The organism is Nocardia sp. NBC_01009, from assembly GCF_045208035.1.
In the GTDB taxonomy this organism is placed as follows: Bacteria; Actinomycetota; Actinomycetes; order Mycobacteriales; family Mycobacteriaceae; genus Nocardia.
In genome coordinates this window covers 3,198,192-3,220,189 of sequence record NZ_CP108695.1, presented here as the reverse complement: position 1 = coordinate 3,220,189, position 21,998 = coordinate 3,198,192, and the positions used below count along the sequence as shown (strand labels likewise).

The 21,998-nt window shown below is 65.0% G+C and carries 26 protein-coding genes; 13 read left to right on the top strand and 13 right to left on the bottom strand.

Features of this window, described 5'->3' with window-relative positions; translation table 11 throughout:
* The first annotated feature begins 237 nt into the window (after positions 1 to 237).
* The 3 genes from OHA42_RS14305 to OHA42_RS14295 all read left to right on the top strand — a co-directional run bounded on the left by OHA42_RS14305 (position 238) and on the right by OHA42_RS14295 (position 1,532).
* Positions 238 to 435 carry a hypothetical protein gene (locus tag OHA42_RS14305; RefSeq protein WP_406237450.1) on the top strand — a complete coding sequence of 66 codons (198 nt, stop codon included), beginning with the start codon at positions 238 to 240 and terminating at the stop codon, positions 433 to 435.
* Positions 436 to 1,002: 567 nt separating this feature from the next.
* Positions 1,003 to 1,257 carry a hypothetical protein gene (locus OHA42_RS14300; RefSeq protein ID WP_406237448.1) on the top strand — a complete coding sequence of 85 codons (255 nt, stop codon included), beginning with the start codon at positions 1,003 to 1,005 and terminating at the stop codon, positions 1,255 to 1,257.
* Positions 1,254 to 1,532, top strand: a complete 279-nt coding sequence (locus OHA42_RS14295) for a hypothetical protein (protein ID WP_406237446.1) — start codon at positions 1,254 to 1,256, stop codon at positions 1,530 to 1,532. Before OHA42_RS14300 ends, OHA42_RS14295 begins: the two co-directional genes overlap by 4 nt.
* A gap of 210 nt (positions 1,533 to 1,742) precedes the next feature.
* Here the strand turns inward: OHA42_RS14295 and OHA42_RS14290 are convergent, their stop codons facing one another.
* Positions 1,743 to 2,324: a hypothetical protein gene (locus tag OHA42_RS14290; RefSeq protein WP_406237444.1), complete on the bottom strand. Its 582-nt coding sequence runs from the start codon at positions 2,322 to 2,324 to the stop codon at positions 1,743 to 1,745.
* A 168-nt stretch (positions 2,325 to 2,492) separates the two neighbouring features.
* On the opposite strand from OHA42_RS14290, the gene OHA42_RS14285 reads away from it, so the two are divergent.
* Positions 2,493 to 3,209, top strand: coding sequence for a PP2C family protein-serine/threonine phosphatase (locus OHA42_RS14285; protein WP_406237442.1), 717 nt, complete (start codon positions 2,493 to 2,495; stop codon positions 3,207 to 3,209).
* Positions 3,210 to 3,333: 124 nt separating this feature from the next.
* Here the strand turns inward: OHA42_RS14285 and OHA42_RS14280 are convergent, their stop codons facing one another.
* Both OHA42_RS14280 and OHA42_RS14275 read right to left on the bottom strand, forming a co-directional pair.
* A complete protein-coding gene (locus OHA42_RS14280; protein ID WP_406239355.1) occupies positions 3,334 to 3,711 on the bottom strand; it encodes a PPOX class F420-dependent oxidoreductase in 378 nt (125 codons plus the stop codon).
* Positions 3,711 to 4,301, bottom strand: a complete 591-nt coding sequence (locus OHA42_RS14275; RefSeq protein WP_406237440.1) for a dihydrofolate reductase family protein — start codon at positions 4,299 to 4,301, stop codon at positions 3,711 to 3,713. The genes OHA42_RS14280 and OHA42_RS14275 overlap by 1 nt, the downstream gene beginning before the upstream one ends.
* A 91-nt stretch (positions 4,302 to 4,392) precedes the next feature.
* Here OHA42_RS14275 and OHA42_RS14270 point away from each other — a divergent pair, with 91 nt between their 5' ends.
* Together OHA42_RS14270 and OHA42_RS14265 are read left to right on the top strand one after the other, a co-directional pair.
* Positions 4,393 to 4,845, top strand: a complete 453-nt coding sequence (locus OHA42_RS14270; protein WP_406237438.1) for a winged helix-turn-helix transcriptional regulator — start codon at positions 4,393 to 4,395, stop codon at positions 4,843 to 4,845.
* Between the two features lie 309 nt (positions 4,846 to 5,154).
* A complete protein-coding gene (locus OHA42_RS14265) occupies positions 5,155 to 6,168 on the top strand; it encodes a BtrH N-terminal domain-containing protein (protein ID WP_406237436.1) in 1,014 nt (337 codons plus the stop codon).
* A 302-nt stretch (positions 6,169 to 6,470) separates the two neighbouring features.
* Here OHA42_RS14265 and OHA42_RS14260 read toward each other — a convergent pair whose 3' ends face one another.
* From OHA42_RS14260 to OHA42_RS14245, 4 genes are all read right to left on the bottom strand, one after another.
* Positions 6,471 to 6,614: a hypothetical protein gene (locus tag OHA42_RS14260; protein ID WP_406237434.1), complete on the bottom strand. Its 144-nt coding sequence runs from the start codon at positions 6,612 to 6,614 to the stop codon at positions 6,471 to 6,473.
* Between the two features lie 77 nt (positions 6,615 to 6,691).
* A complete protein-coding gene (locus OHA42_RS14255) occupies positions 6,692 to 7,060 on the bottom strand; it encodes a DUF2871 domain-containing protein (protein ID WP_406239353.1) in 369 nt (122 codons plus the stop codon).
* Positions 7,061 to 7,186: 126 nt separating this feature from the next.
* Positions 7,187 to 7,624, bottom strand: coding sequence for a DUF4267 domain-containing protein (locus tag OHA42_RS14250; protein WP_406237432.1), 438 nt, complete (start codon positions 7,622 to 7,624; stop codon positions 7,187 to 7,189).
* A gap of 136 nt (positions 7,625 to 7,760) precedes the next feature.
* The gene (locus OHA42_RS14245) at positions 7,761 to 8,144 is read right to left on the bottom strand and encodes an antibiotic biosynthesis monooxygenase family protein (protein WP_406237430.1); all 384 of its coding nucleotides are present in this window, start codon (positions 8,142 to 8,144) and stop codon (positions 7,761 to 7,763) included.
* A gap of 78 nt (positions 8,145 to 8,222) precedes the next feature.
* Between OHA42_RS14245 and OHA42_RS14240 the strand changes: the two genes are divergently transcribed.
* The gene (locus tag OHA42_RS14240; RefSeq protein WP_406237428.1) at positions 8,223 to 8,711 is read left to right on the top strand and encodes a MarR family winged helix-turn-helix transcriptional regulator; all 489 of its coding nucleotides are present in this window, start codon (positions 8,223 to 8,225) and stop codon (positions 8,709 to 8,711) included.
* 447 nt (positions 8,712 to 9,158) lie between these two features.
* Here the strand turns inward: OHA42_RS14240 and OHA42_RS14235 are convergent, their stop codons facing one another.
* Positions 9,159 to 9,482 carry a phosphatase PAP2 family protein gene (locus OHA42_RS14235; RefSeq protein WP_406237426.1) on the bottom strand — a complete coding sequence of 108 codons (324 nt, stop codon included), beginning with the start codon at positions 9,480 to 9,482 and terminating at the stop codon, positions 9,159 to 9,161.
* Between the two features lie 619 nt (positions 9,483 to 10,101).
* Here OHA42_RS14235 and OHA42_RS14230 point away from each other — a divergent pair.
* From OHA42_RS14230 to OHA42_RS14220, 3 genes are all read left to right on the top strand, one after another.
* Positions 10,102 to 10,326, top strand: coding sequence for a hypothetical protein (locus OHA42_RS14230; protein WP_406237424.1), 225 nt, complete (start codon positions 10,102 to 10,104; stop codon positions 10,324 to 10,326).
* Between the two features lie 81 nt (positions 10,327 to 10,407).
* Complete coding sequence (locus OHA42_RS14225) at positions 10,408 to 10,872, top strand: helix-turn-helix domain-containing protein (protein WP_406237422.1); 465 nt, start codon at positions 10,408 to 10,410, stop codon at positions 10,870 to 10,872.
* A 147-nt stretch (positions 10,873 to 11,019) separates the two neighbouring features.
* Entirely contained in the window at positions 11,020 to 11,823 is an 804-nt protein-coding gene (locus OHA42_RS14220; RefSeq protein ID WP_406237420.1) for a class I SAM-dependent methyltransferase, read from the top strand.
* Between the two features lie 522 nt (positions 11,824 to 12,345).
* Here the strand turns inward: OHA42_RS14220 and OHA42_RS14215 are convergent.
* Both OHA42_RS14215 and OHA42_RS14210 read right to left on the bottom strand, forming a co-directional pair.
* The gene (locus tag OHA42_RS14215; protein WP_406237418.1) at positions 12,346 to 12,651 is read right to left on the bottom strand and encodes a hypothetical protein; all 306 of its coding nucleotides are present in this window, start codon (positions 12,649 to 12,651) and stop codon (positions 12,346 to 12,348) included.
* A gap of 723 nt (positions 12,652 to 13,374) precedes the next feature.
* Positions 13,375 to 14,520 (bottom strand): serine hydrolase domain-containing protein, encoded by a 1,146-nt coding sequence (locus OHA42_RS14210; protein WP_406237417.1) that lies wholly within the window; start codon positions 14,518 to 14,520, stop codon positions 13,375 to 13,377.
* Positions 14,521 to 14,908: 388 nt separating this feature from the next.
* On the opposite strand from OHA42_RS14210, the gene OHA42_RS14205 reads away from it, so the two are divergent.
* Positions 14,909 to 16,039, top strand: a complete 1,131-nt coding sequence (locus OHA42_RS14205) for an FAD-dependent oxidoreductase (protein WP_406237415.1) — start codon at positions 14,909 to 14,911, stop codon at positions 16,037 to 16,039.
* Between the two features lie 163 nt (positions 16,040 to 16,202).
* Here OHA42_RS14205 and OHA42_RS14200 read toward each other — a convergent pair whose 3' ends face one another.
* Both OHA42_RS14200 and OHA42_RS14195 read right to left on the bottom strand, forming a co-directional pair.
* Positions 16,203 to 16,838 (bottom strand): flavin reductase family protein, encoded by a 636-nt coding sequence (locus tag OHA42_RS14200; protein WP_406237413.1) that lies wholly within the window; start codon positions 16,836 to 16,838, stop codon positions 16,203 to 16,205.
* A 262-nt stretch (positions 16,839 to 17,100) separates the two neighbouring features.
* Positions 17,101 to 17,844 carry a TetR/AcrR family transcriptional regulator gene (locus OHA42_RS14195; protein WP_406237411.1) on the bottom strand — a complete coding sequence of 248 codons (744 nt, stop codon included), beginning with the start codon at positions 17,842 to 17,844 and terminating at the stop codon, positions 17,101 to 17,103.
* 75 nt (positions 17,845 to 17,919) lie between these two features.
* On the opposite strand from OHA42_RS14195, the gene OHA42_RS14190 reads away from it, so the two are divergent.
* A complete protein-coding gene (locus OHA42_RS14190; RefSeq protein WP_406237409.1) occupies positions 17,920 to 18,795 on the top strand; it encodes an SDR family oxidoreductase in 876 nt (291 codons plus the stop codon).
* A gap of 94 nt (positions 18,796 to 18,889) precedes the next feature.
* Here OHA42_RS14190 and OHA42_RS14185 read toward each other — a convergent pair whose 3' ends face one another.
* Positions 18,890 to 20,053, bottom strand: a complete 1,164-nt coding sequence (locus OHA42_RS14185; protein WP_406229495.1) for an IS110 family transposase — start codon at positions 20,051 to 20,053, stop codon at positions 18,890 to 18,892.
* 299 nt (positions 20,054 to 20,352) lie between these two features.
* Here OHA42_RS14185 and OHA42_RS14180 point away from each other — a divergent pair, with 299 nt between their 5' ends.
* Positions 20,353 to 21,642, top strand: coding sequence for a hypothetical protein (locus OHA42_RS14180; RefSeq protein WP_406237407.1), 1,290 nt, complete (start codon positions 20,353 to 20,355; stop codon positions 21,640 to 21,642).
* The last annotated feature ends 356 nt before the right edge of the window (positions 21,643 to 21,998 follow it).

Sequence of the window (21,998 nt, the reverse complement as noted above, 5' to 3'; positions counted from 1 at the left end):
AGGAAGCCACCTTTCGTTAGCTAGCGTCTCGGCTATACCAGGCTACGTGGAGTAATCAGACCGTTTGGAGTGATTTCAACTCGAGCTGAACCTCTTTGGAGTACTCCACCTTTACATCATTCAGTGTTTCACTGGACATGCGCCTCGAGCGACAACTCTCCCACTTCCTCATCGAGGACAGCTTTCCCAGGGGCTGGGCGCACCTACAGCCGCAGTCGATGCACCGGAGGTCGGCAAATGCCGAACAACCAGCTCCCGCAACGAGATCCGCTCAACGCTCCACCTGTCGCCTACGTCGGGGCAAAGGCCGACGTGGTCGATCGCTTCGCAACCGCGCTACGGGAGTGGGCAGGCCCGCCCACCGCAACCGAATCAACGCTGCGCTGGGCTGGCGAGTCCGCGGTACCAGGCGCACCTAACCCACTGTCGAACTGAGCAGAGGCCAAACCCGATGGACCACATACCGTTTGGTGACACCCCGATATCCCGCTGCGTCTTCTACAGGCGGGTATGCGACCTGCCCGCGACCATCGACCCACCGAGCCTGGGCCGCATCATCATGAAAGCCACCCACGTCGGAGGACTCACGATGCCCGCACCGCTGGGCCAATCGGTCAAACACGACATGAATCGACGCGGAGCCGCTATCGGCCCGATCCTGTCACACCCACGATCGAACCGATGGACCTTCTTGATCCGACCCGACGTACCCGACGACGTGCCGCTCTTCGCTGATCTGTTCCGGCACAACATATCTGTGATCCGCGACGGCGGAACAGTGGCACTACCGTCACCGACCACGCAATCCGGAGCCATCAGGCAATGGATCGAACCACCACAGGACACTTTCCGGCCCTCCGGCCTGCTGGTCATCGAATCGGTTCGCGCATGCGTGGGTCCAGGCCGGGTGCGCGCGGTGTCACATGCCTGACAACGACGGCAGGCCAGCGATCGCGTGGCCTGATCGCACCCGTCTCGGCGACACGACGAATACGTAAACCGATGTGCGACATAATCCCTCACCTGCCACCCGGCGAGATCGCCCCAAGCGTGTGGGCGCTACTCGCGGTCTTCCACGAGGACACCGCCCACAAACTCGCGATCGCCCCCACCGACAGTCGGCCCATCGTCCACAGGTCAGACGGCACCCTGTGTGCCGTCGACGAGAACGGCTGGCCCGAACTGCACGACAACCTCGACGAGCTCGAAGCGCTTCCGGTACGCCCCACCAGCGTCCGGGACACGGAAACATCATGAGCCCCAACGGTTCCCCGATGCCGGACGAGGCGGATGTACACCTGAGCGTGTTCCTGCATGGTGTGCGGCTGGATTTCGTCGCGTGTGTGACTGCGGCCCTGCGGTTCATCGAAGACCACCGCGCACGCCACTACGTCGATGCGGTGCACGTGATCCCCGGCGACACGACCGGGTTGGCAAGGCTGCCCAACGAACGGCTATTTCTGGAACCCTCAGCAACGACACTGAGTGGTTCGGCGGAAACACCGACCGGGGCAGCTGACGAATGGCGATGATGAACCGCTGAGAGACGCCGAGCACCGGTCCTACCGCCAGTCTCGAGTAGCCGATGAACGTGCGGGTCACAGGCCGCACGGAACCTCGACCGCAGGTGGGTTGCGCGGCTATCGCTCAGTTCGAAAACGTACGAATGAATCTGCCCCACCACTAACCGACCTCGATCCGCACATCACGTAATCGCCGAACGCGAGGGGCAGTTTCCTTCCTCAGTCCAGGTAGTCCTCTTCAAGGCGCTCCAACGCCCAAGCCCAATACGCCGACTCCGCCCACTCGTGGGCGCGGATCGCGGCGATCAGCTCCCGCGCGGCCTCGTCCGAGTCGGGACCCTCCAGCTGCGCGGCGAGTCCCGCCATCAACGCGACCGCCCCGGCCGCCTCCCGCACCGAGGCGAATGCGACGCCCTGGTCGCCCTCGCCGTGGTCCCAGCCGCTGGGCGCGTAGACCTGGACCACGCCGGTCTCACCGTCCAGCATCAGGGTCATCTCACCGTAGAACTCGCCCAGACCATAGGCGTACTTCGCGGGCGGGGAGTCGTCGTCGGGATAGCGGCGGCCGAACAGCTCGTCCGGGTCGGCCTCCCACATGCCCTTCTCCGGCAGGTCTGCCGAGTCGAACCACTCGCCGTCCAACGCCACCGCAGGAAACCCCACCTCGGTAAGGAAGGCCCGCGACTCGGCGTGCTCCAACCGCTCGGGCAGCTCGACCGGACGCCACAGGGCACCGACGCCGACCTGCGCGGCAAGCCACTCGAAGGTGGGGTCCGCCGCCTTGGTGATCTCGATTGTCATGGTGCCATTGAACATTGCGCCGACAAACCGAATCCGGTTCGGACCAGCCCTCCGCAGCGACCTCCCGCTGAACGCTCCCTGCGGGTTCGCGTGGGTGGGTGGGCTCGCGCTCTGCGGGTGGCGACTTCGTCACCCACCTACGCCGACTCGGCATGCCAGAATTCGCGGGTGTGCAGTCACTTGATCGACAGTGCCGCGGGCAGCGATATCGGCAAACGCTATTCGGCGAACTTCGATGTCACCTACCTCCGTGAGCGACCGCTGCTGGCGGTGCTTGCCGACGGCATGGGAGATGGACCGGGCAGTGCGGCTGCGGGTCGGACCGCAGTCGATATCTTCGTCGACCACGTCATGCGTGCGCCGGAACCAACCCCGGACACGCTGCGGGCTGCGGTGGCGGCGGCTCATGACCAGGTGAGCCGAATCGGCCACGAACTGCAGAGTCTGGCCGGATGCACGCTGACTGCCATGGTCGCCGCGTCGCAAGGCTGCTGGCTCGTACAGATCGGTGACTCCCGTGTGTACCGGTTGCGTGCCGGGCTGCTCGAACTGCTGACGACCGACCACACGATGGCGTGGTTGGGGGCCGTGCACGGCTGGTACCCGTTCGACTCGGCGCAGGCCGCGTCGGCGCGGTATCAGCTGACCCGTTATATCGGGCATGGGGGCGCACCGGAACCGGATGTGCTGAGCGTGACGATGAGACCGGGCGATCGATACCTGATGTGCACCGACGGCGTGTCCGATCAGGTCGACTACGACGACCTACGGACCTTCCTCGGTCGCGATACACGGCCACAGTCCGTCGTCAGCGACACTCTGACTGCCAGCGATAGGGCGGGCGGGAGCGACAACGCCACCGCCATCGTGATCCGCGTCGACTGAGCAGTGCCCTCGTAAGTAGCCGATGTCAGTGCCTACACCGAGTGGCATCTTGTCGATGATCTCGGCATCAGACCACAACCTCGAGTCGACCCTGAAGCGAATTGCGCTCGAACCATCCCGTTTCTCAGCTGATGCTCTGTTGGTCGGGCTCGATGAGAGCGACGACCCGATCCTCGCCGCGCGAGTAGGGACGGCCGATGTACTTCGTCGAGATCCGGTCGATAACTGCCCAGGCGGCGTCGCCCTCGATCCACTCGACGACCCTGCCTCGGATGGTAACCGGCTGAAATGGGTTGTCGGCCGGGGTCAGTGAGAGCGCGACCCGCGGGTCTCGCCGCAGGTTGCGGGCCTTGTGGGAGCCCGGCCCGGTGAGGATCGCGATGTGGTCACCGTGCGTGCCGATCCAGACCGGAACCGAGTGGGGAGCACCGTCGGGGAGGATGCTGGCAAGGTGGGCGAGCGGGGTGCCATCGAGCACCTGACGGACGGCGGGGTCGAGGATCATCGCTGGACCTCGTAGTGGAGATGGGTGACACCCGGCGCCGGGACGGCTTCGACGAGACGCAGGTGCACGTGCTCGGGGAGCGACCGGAAGAAGGGCCGGCCGCCGCCGAGCAGGATCGGCACCTGATGCAGGATCACCTCGTCGACGAGCCCGGCCTGCAACGCCGCGGTCAAGACGCCGCCGCCCATCAGACCAACGTCCTTGTCTCCGGCCGCCTTCCGGGCCGCCGCGATCGCCTCCTCGATCCCGGTGACGAGGGTCTGCCGCTCGGTCATCTCCGGTGCGGGCCGGTGACTGAGGACGAAGAGCCTGGCCGTCGGATGCGGGCTGCCGCCGCCGAAGCGCTCGGAGTCCTCGTAGGTATTACGTCCCGCCACGACCGCACCCACTCGCCCGGCCAGCGCGTCGAAAACGCGGGCGCTCGACTCGCTCAGCTTGAACATGTCGAACACCCGGCTGGAGGTGTCCCCGTCGGTGTACCAGTCGAACAGTGTCGCCCCGTCGCCGAGTCCGTGGCCGGCACCAGGATCGCGACCGGTGATGTACCCGTCGACCGAGACTGCGTGGGCGCTGAAGACCTTGCTCATCGCCGTGATCCTTTCGAAGTTCCTTCAAGAGACTCCAAAACCGTAGCAGTCGCAGTTCCTTAAGGGAACCCCAATTGCTAGACTGCTGGACATGCAACGGACGAACTTCGGCGAGATGGCCTGCTCGATCGCGCGCACCCACGATGTCATCGGCGAGGCGTGGTCACCGTTGATCCTGCGCGACGTGTGGGTGGGGCTCACCCGGTTCGAGCAGATCCAGGCCGACCTTGGCATCTCACGCAAGGTGCTGACCGAGCGGTTGAACCACCTCGCCGAGCACGGCGTACTCGAGCGAAAGGCCTATGACCAGCGGCCACGCTACGAATACCACCTCACACAGCAGGGCACAGAACTCGTCGACATGCTCATGGTCATGGTCGGCTGGGCAGACAAGTGGCTCGCGGGCGCGGCCGGTCCCCCGGTGCTCTACCGCCATCACGCATGCGGTGAGATCAGCAGAGTCGACCTGCGCTGCGCCCACTGCGGCGAGCCGATGCACGCCGGCGACGTCGATCTCCTTCCAGGCCCCGGCGCAGCCGCGTGATCGAGAGAAGGCGCTTCGACTATCGGCAAGTCAATCCTCACCAATTCGACATCGCCGCCAGCAGGCTCAGCCGCGGACTGCGCCCGCTGCGTGCCCGCCGTCGCAAGCGATGACGACGGCGAAGGAGAGTGGCAACCTCGAAGCCAATGGGTACAGCGTTGGACTCTCCCATCGCAGGAGGGTCCACCATGATGGCGTGCAAGACGAACTTCTCACCATCGGGCGTCTCGCTCGCGCCGTCGGACCGACAGAGGCACCGCAAGAAGCACTGATGACCCGGCTGATCATCCCCGTCCAGGAGAGCACGGCGTGACCACGGTAATAGACATCGATGCCCGCGATACGCAGCACTGCGAGACGACAGCTCTAGGGGTGCTGCTGCGGCACCAAGGACTCGATCTGTCCGAGCCCATGCTCTTCGGCCTCGGCTCCGGTCTGTCCTTCATCTACTGGGACAGCAAGAACATAGGCTTCCCGTTCCTCGGGGGACGGGTCAAGCCTTTCGACCTCACCAGAAACGTGGCCGCCAGACTCGAGCTGGAGCTCCTGGTCCAGGAGACCACCTCGCCCCGCAGAGCATGGGAGAACGTCGTGGCTCCCATCAATGCCGGTCAACCCGTCGGGCTGCAGCTCGACAGTTACTACCTGGACTACTTCGGTTCGAAGGTGCACTTCGGCGGTCATGTCGTGGCCATGTACGGCTATGACGACCACGACGCCTACCTGGTGGACACCGACCAGCAAGGCATAGCGGTATCCACCAGCCTGACCAGCCTCGCTCAGGCCAGGGCAGCGCGCGGTCCGATGACCGCCAAGCATCGGTCCTTCACTCTCACCGCTCCGAGAAACCTGCCCTCACCACAGGGCCAGATCATTCCCGCCATCACCGCCTGCGCCGACGCATTCCTCGACCCGCCTATCGCCAACCTCGGTTACCGAGGCATCGAGAGGGCCGGCAAGCTGGTACGCACATGGCTCCAGCGCACTGACAACCCGCAGCGGGACCTGCCGCAGGCCGCCCTCTTGATGGAGAAGGCCGGCACCGGTGGCGCCCTGTTCCGCAACCTCTACCGCGACTTCCTCGACGAATGCACCGAGCGACTCGACAGCAGCCACCTGTGCACCGGCCACAGGCTGTACATCGAGGCAGCCACTCTGTGGACAGAAGCCGCAGCACTGATCACGAAAGCTGGCGAATCGGGCGATGCGCAGTACCTCGTGCAGGCAGGCACTATCCTCTGCGATCTTTCACGAATAGAGCGCGAGGCCATGCAGGCGCTGAGCTGCCTGGGAAGTGCGACCCCGAGGACGAGCCGGCCCTGACCGTCTCCAAACGACCACGGTGCAATAAACGTGCCGAAAATGGTTGGTGTTCAACAAGTCCTGTCGGACGTACAGTCCGCGCGCGAACCCGGCCTGCAAAATGCCTGGGTGGGCAAGTTGCGTACCACTCATCGGTCCGGATCACGAAGGCCCGACGTCCGAGAATGCCGCATGGCCCACGGTCGGCGAACGTCCCAGAATGCCGAATTGAGGACGTTTTCGGTTCGTATGAAGGGTGGCTCGGTCGTGAGTTGTGTCCGGAGCGTCGTGCCGCCCGCGCCCGTCGAGGAACCGCCGGTCGATCAGAATCGGCGGCTACGGCCGGCGACCGTCGCGGAGGTCCGCGATATGGGGGGCTCGGAACCGATCGCCTGCCGTGGGACGACCCCGGCCTCGTGGGCGCTGACCAGGAACGGTTCGGATCGACCGATGTGCAACATGGACATGTTGAGCTCCTTCCCTCAGGGGCAATGACGAAAAGCGCAGTGTGCGTGCGGTATCGGACGAACTGCACTGCCGGAGGTCAGGAGGGGACCACCTCTTCTCGGCGAGCTGTGATGGCCTGGTGCACGGTGAGGAAGAACAGCACGAATCCGATCGTCAGCAGGATGTGACCGCCGCCGGCTAAGTGCGACAGCGGCCTGTATTCGCCGTACCCGAGGACGGTCCGGGCACCGATGATGGTCATGCACGCCACCATCCAGAGGACACCGGCGTTGTAGACGGCGAAGAACCAGCGATAGGCGCGGGTGTTCGACAGGGCGAGTTGGTGTTCGAGCACCAGGACGATGAGGAAGAACAGTGTTCCCAACGCCAGCAGGTGGGTGTGGACCACGGCGAGTTCGGTCTTGCCGGTGAACTGGTGGGCTTTGGTGAGTTCGCGGTAGAACAGGCCCGACGGCAGTCCCAGCGCGGTGTAGCCGACGGCGGCCCAGTAGAGCTGTTTCGGCCCAGTAGAGCTGTTTCATCGAGTCCTCGTTCGTGAAATATCGTGCGGTCTTTCGGGGGCGTGCAGAGGTCAGGCGGGCTGCGCGGCGGGCGCTGGGGCGGCGGCCTGCTGGGCCTTGGGCGCCTTGCTGGTTTCGCGAAGGATCAGCAGGCCCGTGACCGCGATCAGCGCCGAGGTCAGGCCGTGGACGCCGAACGCGGTGGCCATGGAGCCGTGGTGGGCCAGGACGGTGACCATGTCGCCGAACGGGGCGACGGCCGTCATCAGCAGGACCCAGCCCAGGGCGCGGCGCTGGCCCGTCACCAGCAGAATGCCCGTGCCCAGGCCCATCGCGAGTTCGCGGCAGCCTTTCACGATGAGGAAGCCGTCGCCGTCGCCGGCGGGCCAGTTCGGCAGGCCGAAGCCCTGGGCAACGGTCTCGGGGGTCAGGACGAACGAGATCCCGAGATAGAAGGTGAACAGAACGACGGCGGCGGCCAGGACGGTGTTGAGGGTCTTGCGCGACATGGCTGTTCTCCTGTGACGTTGAGACGGTGAACTGTTGTCCGACAAGGCATCCGGCCCTGCCGTGGGGTAATGCCCGGCTGGCTGCGCTCTCGTGCGAGTCGGCCGGGCGTTGAATCGTCGAGTTACCGATCGGCGGTCACTGGGACAGCATGTCGCCGGGTGCTAATTCGAGGGTGAGGTGGTAGATCATCGGTCGTGCGGTGAGGTCGAGGCCGTCCTGGATCCGCAGAGTCAACTCACGCCATTCCGGAGTGCCGAGGGCGTTGCGCAGGGCGGTGCCGCTGTCCCAGTCCCCGACGTTGACGAACACCACCTCGGCCGCCTCACCGGCCGCCTGGAACATCCGGGTTCGGCGGAAACCGGACGCGGCCGCCATGTACTGGGCACTATCGCGCCAGCGCTGCAGGAACAGGTCCCGCTGTGCCGCGGGTACCGACATCGTGTTGATCACTGTTACCGGGGCGTCGGTGTCAGGGACGGCCGGGGTAGTGGGAACCGCGGGGTTGGTTGGAATCGTCACATTGTCACCGTAAGATACAATCTTGTTAGATGTCAATATAGTTACATGGCAATCACGTTGAGTTGCTAGTATCGGGTCATGACAAACCGGCCGCTGGACTCACGCGGGGTATTCCTGTTGTCGCAGATCGGTCATCACGTGGCGTACCGGTTCACCGAGCAGCTGGCGCGATTGGATCTGGATCCGGCCCACTTCGCGGTCCTGGGCCACCTGGCAGCCACGGATGGCCGCAGCCAGCAAGAACTCGCGGATCTGCTGCGGGTGCACCGCAACGCGATGGTCGGACTGGTCGACGAGCTACAGGAGCGCGCACTGGTGGACCGGCGTCCGCACCCGATCGACCGTCGCGCACACGCGGTCCACCTCACCGATCACGCGCGCGAGGTGCTCGAGACGGTCCAATCCGAGGCCGATGCACTGGAATCGGAAATCCTCGCACCACTCGACGAGACCGAGCGAACTCTGTTCGTTCCGCTGCTTCAGCGCATCGCCGCGCACGCCAACCTCCCCGCCGGAATACACCCCGGCCTGCAACGACGGCGCCGCGCGCGCCGAGAACCGCAGTGAACTCAGCCCGTCGAGCATCCCACGGGCACCGGGACCCAAGGCGCCGGACAGGAGGGCAGGCAATTGCCGTATACCGCGCTGATTGAGCCGGCCAGCGAGTAACGGGGCGGTAGTTGGCAGGGCATTATCTCGTTGCGAGCCATCCGATTCGGGACCTAGAGTGTCTGCTGTCCTCGCCTAAGGCGCACTGGCTCCGGATGAATGCGCCCGCAGTTCGGAGAGGGAAGCTGCCTGTTCAAGTCGGGCCGAGTCCGAAGAGGAAGTCTGTATGCGTGTGCGGACTCCCTTGAGCCTCAGTCATCTTCGTCTGTGACGCCTACCCGGCGCCTACTCACCGAACGTCCTGTCATGCCGCGTGGCGCGCGTTCTCGAACGTCCGCAACTGCCGACTACATCGCAGTCGATCGCAGGGCGCATGCCGAGCTGCCCTCTCGAGTTTGTCCCGAATCAGGAAGACGATCGCCGAATCGGCCGCCGGACGGTGACTCGTGCCAGGCTCATGACAACCCCGCCGACTCCGACCCCCACACCCCATCCGGCCAGCACATCGGTCGGCCAGTGCGCCCCCAGGTAGACCATCGCGATACCGATCGATACGACAAGCATGGCAATAACGCCCACGATCCAACGCCGGCGCTCCGTCGGCCAGGGCAGCGCCAGATAGGCAGTGACCGCGACAGCCGCCGTCATCGCGGCCACAGTCGACGGCATCGAGAACGCACCGACCTGAACTACCGACAGATCTACCGGTGGGCGCTCCCGCTGAATCATATGCTTCACAGTCCTGGCTGCCGACTGCGCCGCCACTACCGACACAGCGATCGTAATCCCTTGCCACCACCAGTGTTTCGTGACCACAACAACCAGGCCCACCACACCGGCCGCAGCTATGACCGTGTTGCTCATCCCAGCATCCATTGCCAAACGCGCCACCGTTGTCAAAGCCGGTGTCCGATGTTGAGAAAGCCACCGCAGGATATCCATGTCCAGACTCACCGTGCACATTCTGCTCTGCCCTGCGACCGCTGCCGGATGCGATCGACTCAGCGAAACACCGTCCACCACTACCCGGAGAGACCAACGTCGGCACATGCCGCTGGGTGCGCGGTCGACCCAACGCACGCACATGGCCGGGATCAGGTCCTGGCAGCAGGGTTAAGTAGCCGATCAGCGAGCAATCCGGTCAGCTGCTTCCTTTCCTGCCGCATCGATCCGGCGACTGCGGTAAAACCCTGCGGTCACAGAGGTCGCGCTGGCGATCACCATGTCGGTGGACCATAATCCGGGCTCCCCAGTCGAACTTCGCTTCGAGTGATGCGCCCTCCGGGCTCTTTGTGATGCCATCCGTCGGCCGCTGTTTTGCAGGCGGCGTAGCGCTAACCTGGCAGGCGTGACGACTGACGCGCTTTCTGAGGTCCGCGGCCCCGCGCGGACACCGGTGGCGTGGATGCGGCCTGGTCACATCGGATACGTCGGGCCGGATCTCGGCGTCGACCCGCATTCTCCCTCGGTCGCGATGCTCAGCGTCGGGTTGGACGCGCCACTTGTGCTGCATACCGGCGCGCATGGGCGGATACTCACCGGCAGTTCTTTCGCTCCCGCCCGCACGACGTAGCGCATAGTCGCCACCGAGGGATGGATCCCGGCGCTGTTCGTCGAGCCCGCGGGCGCACCGGCCACCACAATTGTTGACGAGATGACCTCTGCTGCAGGATCTTTCGGACTCAACCATCGCCGGGAACGTGAGTTGGCCGAGCTGTGCCGAGCCGAGCGAGTAGACCCCGACCACATCTACGCCCGTGCCATCGCCGGCACCGCACCGCCCGCCGATCCGCGAATCGAGCAGGTCGCCGCCACTATTCGCACTGACCCGTCCCGAACCTTCCGCGCCGACCGGATAGCCGCGAACCTGGGCCTGTCCACCACCCATTTCCTGCGGCGATTCACCCAGCCGTATGGCACCACATTCCGCGGGTATCAGCGGTGGAACCGCATGACCCACACGGTCTCTAAGGCTGTGGCCGGACACGACCTCACCCGATCCGCAATCGACGCAGGCTTCGCCACCCCGTCCCACTTCAGCGAAACCTTCCGCGACATGATCGGACTGTCTGCCACAACAATGCTGCGTGCCGGTATCCGCTTCGATCTCGGAACCTAGTCCGCGCATTGATACTGCTGGGATAGTCGCGGAGCGCGCCTACATGGCCTCGGGCACATAACAACTCAACACGCGCACATGTCGGTGACAGGATCGGGGCCCGGGCGCTGCCGCTCCTCGGCGCGGTGTGGCTGCCAAGATGGCTCCATGGTTGACCGTGGGAATCGCGTAGGACCGGACTCGAACAGAGTGTTCGACTACGACGCTGAGCTACGCCACTATCATCAGCGGCTGGGCGACGCCATGGACGTGGCACCCGACGACAACGTCCTCGACATCGGTTGCGGCGCCGGGCAGACCACCCGTGACGCCGCCAGGCTCGCGATCCGGGGCAGTGCACTCGGCGTTGACGCGTCCTCGGTAATGGTGGCGCGTGCTCGCCGGCTCGGTGCAGCCGAGGGACTCCACAATGTGCGATTCGAGCAGGCGGATGCACAGGTCCATCCGTTCCCACCGGCGCATTTCACTCTCGGGGTCAGTCGGTTCGGCACGATGTTCTTCGCCGATCCGGTCGAGGCATTGACCAACATAGGGCGCGCGCTACTGCCCGGGGCGCGGCTGGTGCAACTGGTCTGGCAGGACAGTAGTCGACAAGAGTGGGTAACCGCGATACACCGCGCACTCGTGGGTGGTGACCCGCCGGTCCCCATTGCGGGTGACGGCCCGTTCTCCCTGGCCGATCCGGCCACAGTGAACGGCATTCTCACCACGGCCGGGTTTACCGACGTACGCTTCACCGACGTGTGCGAGCCCGTCTATTACGGCGTGGACCCCGATGCCGCTGTTGACGCGGTGCTCGTGTTGCGCATGGCCAGCGATCTGCTCGTGCAGCTCGATGCCGACGAGACCGAACGGGCGCTCGAACGACTGCGCCTGGTGATGGCCGCGCACAGCACAACCGGCGGCGTGTGGTTCGACTCGCGCGCCTGGCTGATAACGGCTCGCCGCTAGGCGAGGATCTCGATCTCGGCGATCTCCGGAAGGTCAGCTCAGGATGTGCGGTGGATGCTGGCGCGTACGGGTTGCACCACACGACCTTTACCTGAGTCGAACGCACCTTCAGCTACGGCGTTACCCGTGCATACGCCGGTGTTTCGCCGATGCGGGTCCAGAAGGGGTACGAAGTCGGCGTGCGGTGATGGGCTATGGACGGCCGATCACCATCTGCCGACCGTGGTAACCGCTACCGGCACCGACCAGTTTCGCGACGTACTCCCGACCGCGGCGGCGTTGGCGCGGATGGCATTCGGCGTTGAATGCTTGTGGGCTGGCCGGTGACTCGGCGAGGCGAACCGTTCACCCACCCGGGGCAGGCACATCGAAATGCGCTAGCGCCCCGAGGCGTCCGACACCGGGAATGACCGGTGCGGTTCTGGCAAATTCACTGCAATAGCGCGCGCTCGCTGATGCGTAGCGTAGCGGCACAAAGAAATCCGGCCCCGACGGACGAAGCGGTGCTCTACCGAGACCGAATCAGGCGGCGGGCTTGGGCTGGCTCAGGTCCCTGACGCCGGTGATCGCATCGATGATGTTGACGATGGCGGAGGTGCCGCCGTCGAGGGCCGAGCTGCCGGAGTCGAGCATGGCCGAACCGGAGGACGAGCCGGCCGAACCGGTGGAGGAGCCGGCCGAACCCGAGGCCGAACCCGAGGCCAGGCCCGCGGAGCCGGTGGCGGCGGAGTCAGCGGAGGTGGCGGCGGAGGCCACCGCGACCGGGCCGAAGAACAGGGCGGCGGCGGACAGGGTGCCGGCGGCGGCGAGGATCTTACGAGAGAACATGTACGGAGCTTCCTTCCACGGATGGATAACGACGCCATAACGGGCGGCACCAGCAACGTTATGAAATAGAGATCTGTAAATCCACTTATATTATTGTGAGATGAATCACCGTTAATAATGGGCTAACACTCTATTGTGTCGAGGTAACGCAATTTGATCTTCACTCCGGATGCGATATCGAAGATCAAATTCGGTTCGATTTATTCGACGGCGCCGTATCGGCGTGCGGCGGAGCCGATCTCGCATTTGATCTTCACCTCGGACGCGGATTCGAAGATCAAATTCGGTGATCGAATTCGGTTGGTTTATCCGACGGCGCCGTGTGTCGGTGTGCGGCGCAGCCGGCGGACCTTCGATCCCGGCGCGGCGCGACCCGAGCCGACGACGCGCTCGGGGGCCCGCTGGTATGACGCTGATCCGGCGCTACCAGGCGAGGTGGCGCGCCGCGCGACGGCGCGACACTCGAGACCCGATGTCGTCGTGTGCGGTCTCTGCCCTGCCGTGCAGCAGCGGGGATTCGTTATGGTCTCCGGTACCGGTCCGGGCGGGGATCCCTCTCACCTGCAGGTTCACAACATGTCGCTGCATCCACCACAGAACGCTGAACCGCGACCGGCCGGGATCGGGTCCTGACATCAGTCTCTAACTAGCCGATGAGCGTTCCGACCCGGCTCACACGGCTGGTAATCCGGCGACCGGGGTGTCGACGTGCTCGTGTGGACTTCAGGGCGCCGGGCAGACCGCGGCACTGAGCGCACGACTTCCAGCGGGCGAACGCTCTTCATCGGTGAAGTCTTGGTTGAGCGCGATGGTCACTGTCCGCCCTGTAGCCGGAACCGCGCCGGCATAGGTCAGCGACCCCGGTATGCCACCGGCGTGCCCCCAGAATTCTCTTTCGCAAGGCATCCAGATCCGTATCAACCCGAGACCGTATGCCATTTTGCTGCTCTCTCCGGTGGACCTGACATTCTTCATTTCTGCCAATTGCACTGGCGGAAGCAGTTTTCCGGCCAGCAGTGCGGTGAAGAACCGGTTGAGGTCCGCGCCGGTGCCGACCATCGCTCCCGCTGCACCAGCCGACGACACATTCTGGCTTGTGTAGTCGACCCGTTTGCCGCCGACCTCGCTGTAGCCGACGGGATGCGGACCGCGGATATCGGTTTCGTCAGGATCCGGATAGTAGGTGCCACGCAAGCCGAGCGGCTCGATGATGCGGTGGGTGATCTCCGCGCCGACCGAGCCTCCGGTGATCTTTTCGATCACCATCCCCGCCAGGGCGTAGTTGGTGTTGGAATATGCCCACTGTGCTCCGGGTTCGAAATCGGCGGGCGCGGTCAGCGTATTGCGCACCGCTTCGGCCATATCCGTTTTTCCCCACCGCACCTGCTCGGTGCGGATCTCGAGTTGTCCAGGCTTGGGGGTCGCCCCGAACTCCGCCGCGTATTCGGGTAGTCCGCTGGTGTGCTGCAACAGATTTCGGATCGTGATCCGATTCCCGTCGATACCCGGCCCGCGCACCGCTCCGGGCAGATATCGTTCCACCGACGCATCCAATTCGACCTTGCCCTCGGCCACTAGCTGCAGCATTACCGTCGCCACGAATGTCTTGGTGATGCTGCCTATCCGTACCCGGGCATCGTCGGGGAACGGCTCGCCCACTGCCAGGTCACCGACGCCCGCGGTGACCGTCCAGGTGTGACCTTTATCGCCGATCACGGCCTGCGCACCCGGATACCCCAGACGCACAGCATCATTCAAGGCAGCGGTGACCTGCTCCCGACCCGCTTCCCTCGTATCGGCCGAATTGTCCACGCCGCAGGACGTCGCTGTCGAAATCGCCACCACTAGCAACGCAAGTTTCAACCTCACGGCATCAAGCTACGGAAAGCGACCTGCAGCGAGCAGCCTGCTACCGCCCCAATGGCAGGTAGTGTCAGCACTACTCGCGACTACGCGAAACGGAACGTTCTGGTCAATCGATACAGGTTCGAGCCGCCGGCTGCGTCGGCTCGCAGAATCGACGACATCGTGACCCGAAATCCAAGTCCGGCCATGCCGCTGCGGGATGTTCGGGCGAGTACAGCCGATGGCTGTACTCGATCTCGCGAACGTCCTACTACCGGCTGGACAGTCGTCGCGATCTCTCTAGACCGGGCAGATGTCCTGAGCCGCAGCGGATTCCGTATGCGAGTCGGGCGCATGACGATGCAAGCCGGGCGCAAGGGCGGTGCAATCGCCGGCCAGCACCCTGGTCACCATGACCACTCCAGTAACGATCATCGGCGCCGGACTCGGCGGCCTCACCCTCGCCCGGGTCCTGCACGTTCACGGCATCGCGGCCACGGTCTACGAGGCAGAGTCCTCACCGACGGCACGCGCGCAGGGCGGGATGCTCGACATCCACGACTACAACGGGCAACTCGCTCTCGAAGCGGCCAGCCTGATGGACGAGTTCCGCGGCCTCATCCTGGAGGGCCGCCAGGCAATGCGGGTCCTCGACCGGGACGGCACCATCCTGCTCGACAAGGCCGACGACGGCACGGGTGGACGCCCCGAGGTGCAACGCGCCGAGCTGCGACAGATCCTGCTCGACTCACTCCCGGCCGGCACCGTCCAGTGGGGCCGCAAGCTCAGCGGTGTTCGTGCCCTGGGCGAGGGCCGCCACGAGCTCGCCTTTTCCGACGGCAGCACCGTCGTCACGAGCCTGCTGGTCGGCGCGGACGGCGCGTGGTCACGGGTGCGGCCACTGCTGTCCGCCGCCACACCCGACTACACCGGCGAGTCGTTCGTCGAGATCTACCTGTTCGACGCCGACACCCGGCACCCGGCCGCCGCGAAAGCGGTCGGCGGCGGATCGCTGATCGCGCCCGCACCGGGCAACGAGATCCACGCGCACCGGGAAAAGGACGCGACCCTGCACACCTACGTGGTGCTCGCCAGATCGCAGGACTGGTTCGCCGCCATCGACTTCACCGATGCCGCCGCGGCCACCGCGCGGATCGCGCAGGAATTCGACGGCTGGGCACCGGAACTCACCGCACTGATCACCGACGGTGACACCGCACCGGTCTGGCGCCCCCACTACGCTCTGCCGATCGGGCACCGGTGGGATCGGGTGCCGGGCGTGACCCTGATCGGCGACGCGGCCCACCTCTGCGCCCCGAACGGCGAAGGCGCCAACCTGGCCATGCTCGATGGCGCCGAACTCGCCAAGGCCCTCGCCGCACACCCCGACGACGTCGAGGCCGGCCTCACCGACTACGAGCAGGCCATGTTCCTCCGCAGCACCGAGATCGCCACCGAGACCACCGAATTCTTCGAAAACCTCTTCGACGGCACCGCCCAAAGCCTGGCCACCACATTCACCGGACACGAGCAAACCCCATGACTTCAGGCCACCGCGTCGGCAGCGGAGCCGCCCGTGCTGCCGGCGTACAGCAGCGCACAGTCATCGGCCCGGCGGTCGACCTTCGAGAACGTCCGCATCTGCCGATGTGCGGGCCTTCATGAACGGGAGTGCCGGATTTGTTCCGGCACTCCCGTTCGACGGGTCAGCTCAGCGGCCTGGTCTCCGGATGCGGCATCCGCCACGCTCCGGCCAGCCGGGACGGATGCAACTGTGTACTGTCGCCGAAGAACTCGCAGAACTTCATGATCAATGGATCCCATCCCACCGGGTCGACGTACTGAGTGCCGGGAATGACCAGATCGTCGGCCACATGAGCGCGCATAATCCGCACGGTGTGCGCGGTCGCATGAGTATCGATGCCGAACGGCTCGGCGGATAGCAGCTCACACTCCAGCTGAATCGGGCACTCGGCCACACGGGGTGCCGCGACGACATCTCCCGGGAGAGGGGTGAGGCCGGCAGCGGCGAACTTGTCCGGCTCGTACCGATATCCCTTCTCGATCTTGTGCGGCGTCATCACCGGCGAACCGGTCAGCAGCGCCAGCCGATCCACCGCCGCCACGAAGTCCGAGGACGGCAGATTCAGCACGCACTCGCGCTCGCGGAGCAGGTTCTGCGTCGTCTGTGACGCCGTATTCATCCCGAGCATGCACTGATCGCCCAGCCACCACGCCGAGGACATCGGCGCCAGATTCGGCGTCCCGTCCGGGTTTCGCGTGCCGATCAATACCACGGGCGTACCGAAGTAGAGAACCTTGAGATCAACCACTCGATGCATGCTGCCCACGATGCCGTCCGCGGGCGTGGGGGCGCTGGCGGTAAACGGACTCGACGTAGATGACCGGGTCGCACTTTCCGCTGCCATGCCCCGCTGATCATGCAGTCCTCCCGTATCGCGACTGAGTCCGACGAACACGCGCTCATGCCGCCTATCGCGCGTCCAGTGGACGAAACACGCTGCGGCTCAGGACATCCCCTAATGCCGATTATGTGGCGCCTGCACGCAAGGGCCTGTGTAGTCGGCAGCCTCTGTGGCACGGTCAGTGGTCAGCGGCGAGACGGTCGAGCCACTCTCGCAGGAGCTGTTGTTCGGCGGTGGTGAGTGTTGTTTCCTCGGGGAGGGTGGCGCGCAGGGCGCGGGCCGCGCTGGCTGGGCCGGTGTCTTGGAGGGCCGGGTGTTCGTTGGTGACCGCGGTGACCATGGCCTCTCGCAGGGCGGTGAGCAGGGCTGGGTCGCGGTTGGCTTCCGGGACGGACAGCCAGGTCAGGACCGCGCCCCGGCCTGTCGCGTGGATGATCCCGGCCGCAAGCCGCTCATCGACACGTAACCAACCGCCTGCGGCGAGGCGACGGACCCGTCCGCGCAGGATCTGCAATCCAGCCTGGAATGCGGCCGATTCGGTGCCAGCAGGCTCGCTGTACATGAGGGAGTAGAGCGCCGGGTTGGACAGGCCGAACTCGACCGCGAGGTCCCACCCGGCCCGGAGGTCCTCGATGGGGTCGGCTGGGTCGGGGTCGACGTGTTTGCCAGCGACGAACTTCGCGAAACCGTACTCCGCGACCGCTTCCAGCAGCCCGTCCTTATCGCCGAACAGCCGGTAGATCGCCGGCGGTTGCAGCCCTGCTGCGTCGGCAACCGCGCGAGTGGTTACCGCGCCCCGACCCGCATGCTCGAGTAGGTCGGCGGCGGCTTCGATGACGCGCTGCCGGTGCTGTTCGCGTCCCGACGCCGTGTCGCCGGGGTCGGCGGTGGTGCCATTCCTGCGCGGGATGGGCGATGTCATGAATCAAAGATAACGCTTGACTGTTTCCAGTGGAAGTATCATGGTTAACGTATTGTCGTTTCCAATGGAAACAGGATGGGGAACAGTATGATCATCGTGACCGGAGCCACCGGGCAGCTGGGCAGTCGGATTGTCGAGAGCCTGCTGACGCGGGTGCCTGCCAACCGGGTGGGTGTGAGCGTCCGCGACCCGCGAAAGGCGCAAGGCCTGGCCGAGCGTGGAGTACGGGTGCGACAGGGCAGCTTCACCGACCAAGACAGCCTGTCTCACGCTTTCGAGGGTGCTGGACAGGTGCTCATCGTGTCGGTCGACAAGCTCGGCACGGAGGCCATCCGACAGCACAGGGCGGCCATCGAGGGCGCCGTCGCGGCAGGCACACGCCGCATCCTGTACACCAGCCATATGGGTGCCGGCCCGACCTCGCAGTTCGAGCCCTGCCGCGACCACGCCGCCGACGAGGAGGCGCTTCGGGCCTGTGGTGTGCCGTTCACCTCGCTCCGCAACGGGTTCTACGCCGCCAGTGCAATGCGGTTGTTCGGGCAGGCCGCCGAGACCGGACGACTTGTGGTACCCACGGATGGGGCGGTGAGCTGGACCGCGCATGCCGACCTCGCCGACGCGACCGCGGCGATCCTTGCCGAGGAAGCCCGATTCGACGGTCCCACACCGCCATTGACCGCTGCGCAGGCCATCGACTTCGACGAGGTTGCCGCCCTCGCGGCCAAAGCCACGGGCCGAACCATCAAACGCGTCACCGTATCCGACGAGGAATTCCGTCAACAGATGGCGGGCTACGGTATCCCCGCCGCGCAGGCGGACATGATGGTGGATATCTTCGCCGCCAGCCGAGCCGGTGAATTCGCCACGGTCGACCCGACATTGGCGAAGTTGATCGGCCGCGAGCCAATCGGCTTCGACACGGTTCTGCGCGAGGCGTTGTCAGCGAGCTGACCACCCTCGGCCAGCGATCAATGCCCGGACGACACCCATATGCAGGACGGTACGAAACTCCCGGACGAACGTCCGCTCATGGCTCCCCTTTATGTCAAGACATGGCTGGGAGACGGTGGTTAGGCTGGGTGGTGGTAGGTCCGGGATGTGGCTTGTTCGAAGGGCCGGTGTGCGGGGTCAGGCCGGTCGCGCTGGATTGCAGAGCCGTTCCCGATTGCCCTCCCGGGCTTGCCGTTTCGCTTCGTTTCTGGTCGGCGAGTATGCGCGTGTAGACGACGTTGGATAGTTGTCGTTTGAGCGATCGCATGGCTTCCATCGAGGTCTTCCCGGCTGCTTTCCTGGTGTCGAAATAGGTGCGTCCTGGGGTGGGGTTGCGTAGTTGAACCACGGCCATGATGTGCAGGACTCGGTTGATTCGTCGGTTCCCGGCTCGGGAGAGGCGGTGTCGTTGCTGCTCGCCTGAGGATGCGTCCAAGGGTGCGGTGCCGTTCCAGGAGGCGAATCGGTCCCGGTTGCGGAAACGGTGGACGTCACCGGTGTCTGCGAGAAGTCGTGCGGCGCTGGAGGGTCCGATGCCGTGCAGGTCGGTGAGGGTCGAGCCGCGGTCGGTGACCAACTGCTGGAGTTCTTTGTCGGCGGCTTTGATCTTGCGGTCGATACTTTCGAGCTCACCGATCAGCTCGACGGCGAGGCGACGCCGGGTCTTGCCGACCGGATCGCGCGGTTTGATCGTCGCGATCAGCTTGCGTGCCTGCATGGCGGAGAGGAATTTCTTGGCGCCGCCGGGGAACAAGTCCAGCAATATCCGGTGCAGACGGTTGACGGTCTCGGTGCGGGCCGTGCCGAGACCATCGCGGCGATCAGCGAGCATGCCCAGCACGATCAGCTCCGAATCCGCCTCGACACGATGCAGATTCGGTGAATGCAGTGCTGCCAGTGCTACCGAGTGCGCATCCACTGGGTCGGTTTTGCGGCCGTTGCCGGTGGCGAACACGCGTACTTGCGCTGACAGTTTTGCCGGCACATCCAGCACCGTTTCGCCGTCGTGGACCAACCGGTGTGCGATATGGCGGCCGATGCCGTTGCAGCCTTCGATCGCCCACACTCGATCGGTGAATCGACGCCCGGCGCGCAGCATGTCGGCATAGCCGGTCTTGTCGGTGCCGTACCGGCCGAGGGCCAGAACCTTCCCGATGTCATCGATGATTTCGATGGTGGCCGAGCGTTTGTGTGGATCCATTCCGATGATGACCGCCACTGGTGTTCTCCCTGGCTAGCGTGTGTTTTCAGGCTAGGGAGGGCACCGCTACTTCGAGCCCGGGCAAACCCCTTTCGAGCCACTCCCCGCACGGCGCCCGGTGAGACGCAAGCCATGAGAGAGCCACACCGATCACGATGGTGGGCAGCCGCATTGGGGGAGCGTCTCACCGGGCACCTGGACCAGAGCTTGGCCGAGCACCGGTCCTATCGCCAGTCTTAAGTAGCCGAAGAGCGTGCGTGCATGGCGTCCGCCGACGAGTGTGCAGCATGTCGGTACCGGCAGACACAATGCAGGACATGGAAAACGGTGATGACAACGACGCGGCCCAGCCCTCCCCGGCCGTGAACAGATGGACGGTGGGTCTCACCTGCGCCGCGATCGTCGCGACCGGCTACCTTCTCGCCTGGCTGGTGCACGAGCCGGAGCCGTCGGAGCCCACAGATCGGGCCGAAAACTCCTATGTCACTCCGCCGGTCGCGTTTCCGGTGCAGATCCCAGGCTGTGATGTCGTGGAACCTCCGCGGGAAGGGCAAACGTTCGGGATGGTTCACTCCGTCACATACGAATACGACAATCCGTCCTATCCGTGGTTCTCCGGTCCCAAGGCGGGCGCGATGACGCAGGCGCTGCAGGATGGGCTGCCCGGTGATGTCGAGATCGCCTTCGCCCCGGTAACGCGCTCGCTGGTGTTCCAGCCGATCCTCGGCGATGCCACGCAGAACAAGGAATTCGGCGGTTGGACCAGTGCGAACGCCACGCTGCTGCGCGGTGACCGAGCGGGCGCGCTGTCGGTGACCGTGCGCCAAGCCACCAAGCCGATTCCACCGTGCGTCGCCGGCGAACTCGACGAACGGCGCCACCTTCCCGATGGCACGATCGTCGATACCGATGACACCTGGTATGAGATCAACGGGGTTCGCACCCTTACGCGCGACGCCACCGCTTATCTGCCCGACGGATCCGTCGCCCACGCGAACGCCACCGATCAACCCGCTGAGGGCAGCGGCCGTCCCCGAGCCGTCCCCTTGGCCATCGATGAACTCGTCGCGCTCGTGACCGATCCCGAACTACGCATCAGCGCGCCGGTTCCGCCCGGAACATCGAGCCCGCCCGAGGTCTGCCTGCCCTTCTCGAAATCCGGCGCGGTGATCGATCAAGCCCAGGCACGTCGATGGGATGCGGTGCTGGCCCAGATCCCGCTCGACGGTGTGACCCTGGACCGGCCATTGGGGACGCTGCTGCAAGGGCATAGGGGCGGCGGCGTGTGCCAGGCGGTTCAAGTAACCACGCCCGGCCGGCAATCGCGGTTGAGCGTCGTGATCAGCACCGAGCAACCCCTCCCGCAGGAGCCCGATACTTCCTCTTACGGCGGCGCGACGCGGCGGCTGCCGGACGGGACTGTGGTCGAGACCCACGAAGAGCGAAGTGCGGCGCTGGCGTCCACGCCGCGAACTGACCGTACGGTCACCGTCACCCGCCCGTCCGGGACACAGATCGAAATCTCCTTCGCCGACGCCCCCGCCGAGCTTCTGCCGTTAGCGCTGCTCGAGGAGATCGCCCTGAATCCGGGACTCGACGTGTCGTGATGAGAACGATCCGTGCTGACTTCAGTCAGCGCGAGTGAGCGATAATGCCGCGACCCGCGCGGTCCGGAGCTGCCAGGCGTGGGTTCGCGAAAGATCAACGGGCAGAGTTCATCTCGGCTTCAGCAACACACCATATTGCCGATGAGCGCGCACTTCGACCAGGCGGCTGTCCGAGAATCGGTCGGCTCATCTTGTCGGACGGGTTGTCTGTTCGACACGTTTAATCGACAGCGTCTGGCACGACGGCGCAGGGGATTCGCTGGTTGGGTCGGTGTGCAACAACCGAACGATTCTCGACACGAGGCGCGGGCGGCGGTTCCCATGCTCGTCCGCGCGGACCGGACACAACGGATACA